A 9,701-nucleotide genomic window follows, 5' to 3' on the forward strand; every position below is an offset into this window, starting at 1 on the left:
CATCCAGAAGGCCGGCGGCGCCATCAAGAAGTTCGCGAGCTCCGGCGTGGGCAAGGCCCTGGGCGGCGTGCTCAAGACCGTCGCCAGCAAGGCGCTGCCCATCGCCGGCGCCGCGCTGGGCAACATGGTGCTGCCCGGCGTGGGCGGCATGATCGGCAGCAAGCTGGCATCCGCCGGCGGCAAGCTGTTCGGGCTGGAGCTGGAGGGCATGAGCCCGCAGGACCAGGAGTTCGAGGTGGCCCGCCGCTTCGTGCGCCTGAGCGGCGAGGCGGCCCGCCAGGCTGCCCAGTCGCCCCCGCAGGGCTCGCCCGTGGTGGCGGCCAAGGACGCCGTCATGGCCGCCGCCCAGGTGCACGCCCCCGGGCTGGTGGCTGGCGCCGGCGCGCGCCGCGGACGCTGCCGGTGCGGCGGACGGCGCCGAATGGCCGCGCAGGCCCCGTCCGCGTCCCCCGCGATGGCCGGCGAGGAGGAGCTCACCTGGGGCACCGCCCGCGGCGGCCGGTCCTCCAGCCGCGGCTACGGCGGCGGATACGGATCGGGCGGATACGCATCCTCCGGCTACGGCGTGTCCACGGGATACGGATCGGCCGGCGGATATGGCGCGTCCGGCGGATACGGATCGGCCGGGTACGGCGGCGGATACGGGGCGAATGGGCGCGGCGGCGGCCTCCAGCAGCTGGCGGGGCTGGCGCGCAAGGGATCGTGGGTGCGCCGCGGCAACCTGCTCATCGTCCGGCTGGGAGACTGACGCCATGGAACGCCTGCCCTTCGCCCACTGGCTGCTGGAGCAGGAGGCGCGCGCGCTGCTCACCCGGCTGGCGCGGGTGCGGCCCTTTGCCCTGCACGAGCCCATGGTGCCGGCCGCCGCCGCGTCCACGGCCGCCCAGTCGGCCATCGAGCACTACCTGGCGGACGGGCGCCGCGAGCTGCGCGGGCGCGTGCAGCGCTTCATCGCCTGGATCCGCGGGCCCGGCCGCTCGCGCACGGCGGAAGAGGCGCAGCGCCGGTTCACCTTCCTTCGCCTGCGCTTCAACGTCGTCCTCTCGCACTTCGACGTCTTCGCGGACGTGCTCACGCAGCGCAGCGAGAGCGAGACGGGCGTGTGGCTGGCGGGGCTGGACGTGGTGGCCACGGACGCCCTGCGGCTTCCCGGCGACTACTTCGACGCGCCGCCCGTGATCTGCTACCTGGACCGCGGCCACGGCGCCGCCATCCGCCGCGCCCGCACGCGGCTGCCGGGCGGCGGCGAGAGCCCCGTGGCCATCGTCCGTGTGCCGCGGGAGCGGATGGTGGGCAGCGGCATCGCCTCGTCCCTCGTGCACGAGGTGGGGCACCAGGGCGCCGCCCTGCTGGACCTGGTGAACGTGCTGCGCCCCGTCCTGCGGGCCCGGGCGGAGCAGGCCGGCCACCTGGCGGACGCGTGGCGGCTGTGGGAGCGGTGGATCAGCGAGATCGTGGCGGACTTCTGGTCCGTGGGGCGCGTGGGCGTGGCATCCACGGCCGGGCTCATGGGCGTCGTGAGCCTGCCGCGCGCCTTCGTCTTCCGGGTGAACGTGGACGATCCGCATCCCATGCCGTGGATGCGCGTGCGCCTCTCGTGCGCCATGGGCCAGGCGCTGTACCCGGACCCGCAGTGGGACCGGCTGGCCCGCACGTGGGAGCGCTACTACCCCGCGCAGGGCGACCTGGCGCCGGAGCCGGCGCGCCTCATCCCCCTGCTGCTGGAGAGCATGCCCGCGTTCGTGCGGCTGCTGGCGGCGTTCCGTCCCCCGCTCATGCGCGGCGACGCCCTGGGCGAGGGCATGCGCCCGGAGGAGCGCCGGCCGGAGCGGCTGCGGGCCCTGTGGCGGGCGTGGCAGGGCTCGTTTCTGCGGCTGCGCAGCGGCGCGCCGTCGCTGGTGTTCGCGGTGCTGGGCCAGGCCCGCGCCGACGGGACCCTTTCTCCCGAGCAGGAAAGCCGCCTGCTGGGCGACCTGCTCAAGTTCTGGGCGCTGCGCGACACGCTGGAGACCACCGACTACGCCGCGGCCCGCCCCCGGGCCCGCGCGGCGCTGGCGCCCACCGGCTGAACAATCCTTTTCCCCCGCACAAGGAGGAGCAGATGGCAGACGAACAGGACACGACGGGACCCACCGAGCCGGGCGGGAGCGCGGACGAGGTCTACGAGCCGCTGCCGGACATGGTGCACGTGACCAACGCGTACCACGACCGCGACTTCGTGCAGCAGATCAACAAGTCCGGCCAGCGCCTGCGCAAGGCCACGGAGCGCGTGGCGCAGGTGCTGGCCGACAGCCCGGCGCTGTCGACGACGGAGCGCTCCGTGTCGCTGCGGCGCACGGAGGCCGAGCCCCGCGACATCGACGTGCTGTGGTACGCCATCGACGCCCACAGCGAGGCGCTGTCGTTCCCCAACTACGCCCGGTTCCTGCGCACGGTCTGCGAGCCGGTGCCCAGCGACCGCGACGCGCTGCTCACGCCGGACCAGCGAAAGGAGCTGGCCCTGTGCCGCCACGTGCCGGGCGCCGACCTGTACCCGTACCTCAAGTCGGCCACGGAGATCTTCCTGCTGCTCAACTGCGGCGTGTGCCCCTTTCCCTCCGGCACCAAGGGAGCGGACGCGCGCTTCGGGATGGAGCTCAACGAGCGGGGCTTCGGGCAGATCGAGGCGCCGGCCGGGCTGTCGTACCAGGAGGCGCAGGACAAGCTCTCGTCGTTCCTGGGCCACGCGGGCAACAACTACCTGGAGATGGTGATCCGGACCGCGTTTCCCGGGGGCAAGGTGGCCGTGCAGGACCGGTTCTGCCTGGCGCTGGAGAACGAGCAGCTCGATGCGCCCTGCCTGCTGGAGCTCATCTGGTCGTACTGGATGGAAGAGGGGATGCTCAACCAGACCATCGCGGCCATCACCCGGCGCTTTCAGAACGTGCGCCGCGCGGGTCCCGGCCCCGATCCGCTGGCGGAGCTGGAGCTTGACCCCCTGCGGCCCCTCAGCGGCTTTATCTGGGGGTGGCTGCAGGACGAGCCCAGCCGGCTGTCCGTCGTGCGCCGGGCGTACGAGTACAACCACCACTACGGCCTCACGCTGTACGGCCGCGCCGTGCCGCCCCTGCGCGCCGCGGACCCGCGGTCGCGGTTCCTGGAGGGCTTTCACAACCTGCTGCGCCAGGCGTCCGCGTTCTACCGCGAGGACAACGACACCACCGTCATCGCGGACCCCTTCCCCGTGCTCAACTCGCTGCGCGAGGTGCACCTGCTGCTGAGCGAGGGCGCCCACAACCAGTTCCGCGACCTGCCCTGGCAGTCGCGCGGCGAGATGATGATGCAGCAGTGGCTCATCTCCCGGCCGGAGATGCGCGAGTTCCTGCGCGGCCGGCACATGACGGCCTACCCCGAGGAGTGGATGGGCGGGGTGGACGCCATGAAGCGGCTGCAGGGATGGACGGACACCAGCGTGCGCTACTTCAGCGACCTGGCGCAGTCCGGCGAGCGCATCCTGCTCTCCATCCGCTACGGCCCGTGGAACAACGCGGGCCAGGAGGACGCGCGCTCGTGGCTGCGCTACTGGCGCGAGGACGTGCAGCGCTACATCCACGCCTACCAGACGGCCACGGGCGTGGGCCTGGGCGACGACGTGGCGGAGGTGCGCAACCGCACGGACGCGCGGTACCTCCAGCCCTCGTACCACCTGCGCAACCGGCTGCTCTCCGCGCGCCGGGCCGCGGGCGCCATCCGCTGAACGAACGCCGCACCCCGGGCCGGCGCGCGGCCGGCCCGGCCTGATCCGACGAACCGACATCAACCCTGATCCCCAACCGCGGGAGGAACCCATGCACGACCTGGATCGCACCCTCAACGAGTTCGAGAGCGAGTTCGGCTTCGAGACCGGCGACAACGAGTGGGAGATGGACGCGCAGCAGGGCGAGTGGAGCGGCGAGATGGAGGCCGAGGTGATGGACGAGGGCGAGGTGGCCGCCCTGGCCGCCGAGCTCCTGGAGGTGCAGGACGAGGCCGAGCTGGACCAGTTCTTCGGCAACCTCATCAAGCGCGCGGCGGGCGCGGCCCGCAGCTTCGCGCAGTCCGGCGCGGGCAAGGCCCTGGGCGGCATCCTCAAGAACGCCGCGGGCAAGGCCCTCCCCGTGGTGGGCGGCGCCATCGGCGGGTACTTCGGCGGCTCCGCCGGGGCCAGGCTGGGCAGCCAGGCGGGCAGCTTCGTCAAGGGCCAGCTGGGGTGGGAGCTGGAAGGGATGGACCAGGAGATGGAGTTCGAGATGGCCCAGCAGCTGGTGCGGACGGCCGTGCAGGCCACGCAGGCGGCCGCGCGGGCGCCCATGGCCGGCCCGCCCGCCGCCATCGCCCGGCAGGCAGCCGTGCAGGCCGCGCGGCAGGTGGCGCCGCAGCTGGTGCGCGCGGTGGCTTCCGCGGCCAACGGCGCGGGGGACGGCCGGCCGGCCGGACCGGGCGGACCGGGCGGGCCGGGCTTCCCCGGCGGTGGGGCGCAGTCGGGGCGGTGGATTCGCCGGGGCCACTCCATCGTCCTCCTGGGCGTGTGAGGCGAGCGGGCGGGGGCGGGGGCGACTTTGTCCTCGCCCTGTACCTGGGCATGCGGCACCCGTGGGCCGCCCTGGGCCCGTGGACGTCGCTGACGACGGGCATCCCCGCCGTGCTGGACGAGCCGCCCGGCGCCGTGCGGACGGCCCGGCGCCTGGCCCGGCTGCAGGGGCTGGAGGACGGCGTGCTGCTGCCCTCCACCCTGCACCTGTTCCACGACCTGTTCGCCCTGCTGGGGCCCGGCGCGTCCGCCGTGCTGGTGGATGCCGGGGCGTACGCGGTGGCCCGCTGGGGCGCCGCGCGGGCCGGGTGCGCCGGCGTCCCCGTCATCCGCTTTGCCCACCACGACGGAGACGCGCTGCGGCGGGCGCTCGGGCGAATCGGAAGACGGGGGACGCCGGTCGTCCTCTGCGACGGGGTCTGCCCCGGCTGCGGGCGGCCGGCGCCCCTGGCGGACTACGCGGCCGCCGTCCGCGAACGGGGTGGGCTCCTGGTCGTGGACGACACGCAGGCGCTGGGCATCCTGGGCGCGGGGGCCGATGGCCATCCTCCCTACGGCTTCGGGGGAGGCGGATCGGCGCGGTGGTGGGGACTGGACGGGCCGGAGCTGGTCATCGGCGCGTCGCTGGCCAAGGCGTTCGGCGCGCCGGTCGCGGCCCTCTCCGGGAGCGCGGCGCTCGTCCGCCGGTTTCGCGCGCTGCCGGGGACGCGGATGCACGGCTCGCCGCCCTCCGTGGCCGCCGTGCGCGCGGCCGCCCGCGCCCTGGCGCTGAACCGCGCCCGCGGCGACGCCCTGCGCGCGCGCCTGGCGGACCGGATCGGCACGCTCCGACGGATGCTGGCGGATGCCGGGCTGGGCACCACGGGCGGAGGGTTTCCCGTGCAGACGGTCACGGGGCTGGCGGATCCCGCCGCGGCGCATGCCCGGCTGGCCGCGGCGGGCATGCGCGCCGTCCTGCGCGCGGCGCCCGGCCCCGCGCTCACGCTGCTGCTGCGGGCGGACCACACGGACGACGAACTGGCCCGCGCGGCCGGCGCCCTGGCGCGCGCCGCGGGCCCTGACGAAAGGAGCGTGCGATGCGGTACCCAGGCGACGACGGAGGGATGCGGGGCGCGGCCTCGCGCTACGACCGGTGGGGCACGCGGCGCGGCAGCCCCTACGCCGCGGACGCCGGCTACGACGACCCGCCCGCGGCCGGCGGCGCGTGGACCGGCGGCGCGGGCGGCGGCTGGTCCGGGAGCGTGAACCGCTGGGACGAGGGCGCGGACGCGGGCGGCGGATTCGGATCGGCGGACGGCAGATACGGATCGGCCGCGAGTGGATACGGATCGGCGGACAGCGGATTCGGCGCGAGCGACGGATTCGGATCGGCGGATGGCGGCTGGTCGGACGGGGGATGGGTGGACGACGACGGGTACGACGTGCAGTCCATCCATCTCTGGGGCGGGCCGTGGCTGCCGCCGCGCGTGTGGGCGCGCTGGGGCCGCCGGCCCTGGTTCCCGCGGCTGCACGGCATGCTGCGCCGCGCGCGCCCCATCGGCACCCTGCGCCGGCGAGGAACGGGGGAGCGGCTTCCCGTCTTCCGCGGGCGGATGGGCGGGCGCAGCTGGCGCGTGGTCACCCGTCCCCGAGGGATGCGCTTCGAGGTCGTGGGCCTGGAGGCGGAGACCGGCGACGAGCCGCTCGCGGCGGACGGCATCGACGCGATGGGCGGTATCGACGCGACGGCCGGCGTGGATGACGACGGCGCGTCGGGCGGTGTGGCGGACGCGGCCGGCGACGGGGGATGGACATCCGCCGGTCCCGCGCTGGACGACGGGGGCGGCTACCGGCTGCGGCTGCCGCACGCGGGGCTGCACACCATCCTGGGCCGGCTGCGGCCCGAGCAGCTCCAGCGGCTCACGGGCGGTCCCCTGCCGGCGGACCCCGCGGCGGCCGTGGCGCGCGGGGTGGGCCGCGTAGCGCGCCGGGCGCGGCGGCTGGGGCGCTTTCGCGGCGCGGCGGGCGGGCCGCGGCTGGACGTGTTCGGCGCGCCGGGCTTTCGGATGCTCGTGCGGCCCACGGGCGAGCTGGAGGGCGAGATCCTGGCCGTCACCCCCGTGGAGGGGGAGATGGAGAACGAGGAGCAGCGCTCCATCCAGGGCACGATGACGTGGTACGGCCCGTATCGCTTTGTCCTGGACGGACCGGAGGTGCTGACGACGCTTCCCAAGGGCCCGCCGCTGCTCCACGCGGACGGCAAGGGCGTGTACCTGGTGGAAAAACGCGGCAACGCGGGCTTCGTGCCGGTCTACGTGGGCAAGGGAGATACAACCTTCCGCAAGCGTCTGGGGGACCACCGCGACACCCTGCGGCGGATGAAGGTGGACCTGTCGCGCTACCGCGTCTTCCTGGGCATTCCCTCCGCGGCCACCACCCCGGCGGACCTGTTCGCGCTGGAGCACGCCGTCGTGCGCGCTGTCTCGCGCGGGGTGCGCGGCGCCAGCGCGTCGGCCACGGACGCCGCGACGGCGCGGGCCATCACCTCGCCGCTCACCACGCGCACGCCGCGCGTGCCGTTCAAGGTCGTGGGAGCGGGGCTGCGGCTCATCCACAAGCAGGCGCCCGGCCACGTCCGACCCGCCTACCTGCGCACCGGCACCGGCGCGCCGGGCCAGTACTACGAGCTGCCGGACTGACGATTTCTCCCACCGCGCCCTCCGGGCGATCGAGGTGACCATGCGCAGCAACGACGTATCGCGGATGAGCGGCCGGTGGGTGCGGCGGGGGCGGGAGATCATCCTGCTACCGGACGCTGACGGGCTGCTTGGAGAGATGGAAGAGGAGACAGGGCCGATCCCCGCGACGCAGCAGGGTGTCATCCACCCCGCCATCGACGTGCACGCGCAGTATGCGCTGATGCGCATGTCCCGGGGCGATCCCTCCGCCCGGGCGGATGCGTGGGGAATGCTCGGTGCCGTAAAGGCCGGACGGCTGGGGATCTACAAGGTGGACCAGCAAAAGCCCGCGCTCCGCGCCAAGAAGCTGGGTTCCTCGTGGTGGACGGTCATCCCCGCGGGGGAAGACGCGGCCGTACTGATGGAACCGGGCGGGACGGAGCCGCCGTTCATCGTCTTTCGCGACGGCGTAAAGGGGGATGCCGCGCGGCTGGACCCCGCGCTGCGCAGGGCATGGAGCACCTTCGGAATGCTGGGCCGCTGCGGGCCGGCTCCGGGCCGGGGCGGCATGATGGCGGAGGTGCTTCCGGGCAGGGTGGTGCCGGCCAACCTGGTGCCCCCGATGCTCTGCGCCGGACCGCCACCCAAGGGACCGCGCGGCATGCCCCCATGCCCCATCCAGGACCGCACGGGCCTGACGGACCGCGGCAAGCGAAAGAGCCTCAAGCGTACGGACTTCAAGGCGCTGGTGCTGCACCAGATGGGCTTCAGCCGGGGAGACAACCCGGCCCGATACGACGACGTCACCGCCCACTACGCCATCACGCCCAACGGGACCATCCTCCAGCTGCACCCGGATGCCGCGTACCTGTTCGCATCCAACCGCTTCAACCGGTTCAGCGTGGCGGTGGAGTTCGCCGGCAACTTTCCGAATCGCAAGGGGAGCTGCTGGAAGCCCCAAAAGCACGGCTGCCACACCGTCACGCCCCGTCAGATCAGCGCGGGCCGCTGCCTGGTGCGCCACCTGGTCGCGAAGCTCGGCATCACGCAGGTGCTGGCGCATCGACAATCCAGCGCCATGCGCGAGAACGATCCCGGGCCGGACCTGTGGCTCAACGTGGGCCAGTGGGCGGTGGACAACCTGGGGTTGAGCGACGGCGGCCCCGGGTACAAGATCGACGACGGCAAGCCGATCCCGCCGGACTGGCGGAAGTGACGCGCCCACGGATCCAGGGAAGACGATGATCATCGACAGCCACTGCCACGCGGGCAAAGGCGACGGGCTCACGGGCCCGTGGGACACCGACGCGCCCCTGGGCGACTACCTGCGCTGGGCGAACGAGGCGGGCATCCGGCGCACGGTGCTGTTCGCGGCGTTCCACTCGGACTACGCCGTGGCCAACCGGCAGGTGGCGCGCATCGTGGCGTCGCGGCCGGACCGCTTCTGGGGATATGCCTTCATCCACCCGGCGCGCGACGCGGGCCGGGTGGGCGCCCTGGTGCGCGAGACGGTGGAGCGGTTCGGGTTCCGGGGGATCAAGGTGCACCGCCACGACGCCCGCATCACCCGGGAGATCTGCGAGGCGGCGCGCCGGTATCGCCTGCCCGTGCTGTACGACGTGACGGGCGAGGTGTCGGCGGTGGAGCTGCTGGCGTCGCAGTACCCGGACGTGCGGTTCATCATCCCGCACCTGGGCAGCTTCGCGGACGACTGGCGGGCGCAGACGGCCATGATCGACCACCTGGTGCGCTGGCCCAACGTGTACACCGACACGTCGGGCATCCGCCGGTTCGACATCCTGCAGCGGGCCGTGCGGCGGGCGGGCGCGCGCAAGTTCCTCTTCGGCTCCGACGGGCCGTGGCTGCACCCCGGCGTGGAGCTGGAGAAGGTGCGCGCGCTGCGTCTGCCGCCTGCCGAGGAGCGGATGGTCACGGGCGGCAACCTGCTGCGCCTGCTGGCCGGCGTGCGCGTGCCCCGGCGCCGCGCTTCGCGCCTGTCCCCCCTGCCCACCCCCGCGCCGGTGCACGCCGGCGGCAACGGCGCGTCACCCCCCGCGGACCCGTGGGAGGGCGAGGCCTTCATCCCCTGACGGCCGGTCGCGGCGAATTCGGGCGGAGCTGAATGAAACGCAGGGAGCGTCATCCTGAGGGAGCGCCGCGCATGACATGAACGCGCGCAGCACCTTGGCGCGACCGAAGGATCTTGTGTGCGAAACTCGGAGGCGGATTCCGTGCACAAGGGCCACCGCAGCGTTTTGCGGGCAAGATCCTTCGTCGCCGCCATGGTTCGCGCCCGGTCAGGGCCTGCGCGGCGGCTCCTCAGGATGACGCTTTCGAAGCCCGAGGAGGGTGGGACCCTCTCAGGAATCATTTCTCCTGAGCCACTCGGCGTTGCGCGCACCCTGCGGGATGAAAGCAGTAGTTCAACCTCCCCCAGCAGTTTTGGGGGAGGTGGGCGAGCTCCGCGAGCCCGGAGGGGGCGTTCGCGCGGGGCC

General features: G+C 73.8%; 7 protein-coding genes. All 7 read left to right on the plus strand.

Going from position 1 to position 9,701, the window contains the following annotated elements; genetic code table 11:
- The coding region (locus VFZ20_RS24740) for a hypothetical protein (RefSeq protein ID WP_329686636.1) at positions 1-748 on the plus strand (748 nt) is incomplete at its 5' end.
- Positions 749-752: 4 nt separating this feature from the next.
- Positions 753-2,069 carry a hypothetical protein gene (locus tag VFZ20_RS24745; protein WP_329686637.1) on the plus strand — a complete coding sequence of 439 codons (1,317 nt, stop codon included), beginning with the start codon at positions 753-755 and terminating at the stop codon, positions 2,067-2,069.
- A 32-nt stretch (positions 2,070-2,101) separates the two neighbouring features.
- Positions 2,102-3,736, plus strand: a complete 1,635-nt coding sequence (locus tag VFZ20_RS24750; protein ID WP_329686638.1) for a hypothetical protein — start codon at positions 2,102-2,104, stop codon at positions 3,734-3,736.
- A 91-nt stretch (positions 3,737-3,827) separates the two neighbouring features.
- A complete protein-coding gene (locus VFZ20_RS24755) occupies positions 3,828-4,550 on the plus strand; it encodes a hypothetical protein (protein ID WP_329686639.1) in 723 nt (240 codons plus the stop codon).
- Complete coding sequence (locus VFZ20_RS24760) at positions 4,547-5,794, plus strand: aminotransferase class I/II-fold pyridoxal phosphate-dependent enzyme (protein ID WP_329686640.1); 1,248 nt, start codon at positions 4,547-4,549, stop codon at positions 5,792-5,794. The genes VFZ20_RS24755 and VFZ20_RS24760 overlap by 4 nt, the downstream gene beginning before the upstream one ends.
- A 1,473-nt stretch (positions 5,795-7,267) precedes the next feature.
- Positions 7,268-8,422, plus strand: coding sequence for a peptidoglycan recognition family protein (locus VFZ20_RS24765; protein WP_329686641.1), 1,155 nt, complete (start codon positions 7,268-7,270; stop codon positions 8,420-8,422).
- Between the two features lie 25 nt (positions 8,423-8,447).
- Positions 8,448-9,296 carry an amidohydrolase family protein gene (locus tag VFZ20_RS24770; RefSeq protein ID WP_329686642.1) on the plus strand — a complete coding sequence of 283 codons (849 nt, stop codon included), beginning with the start codon at positions 8,448-8,450 and terminating at the stop codon, positions 9,294-9,296.
- The last annotated feature ends 405 nt before the right edge of the window (positions 9,297-9,701 follow it).

Origin of the sequence: Longimicrobium sp. (genome assembly GCF_036280135.1) — a bacterium.
Taxonomy (GTDB): Bacteria; Gemmatimonadota; Gemmatimonadetes; order Longimicrobiales; family Longimicrobiaceae; genus Longimicrobium.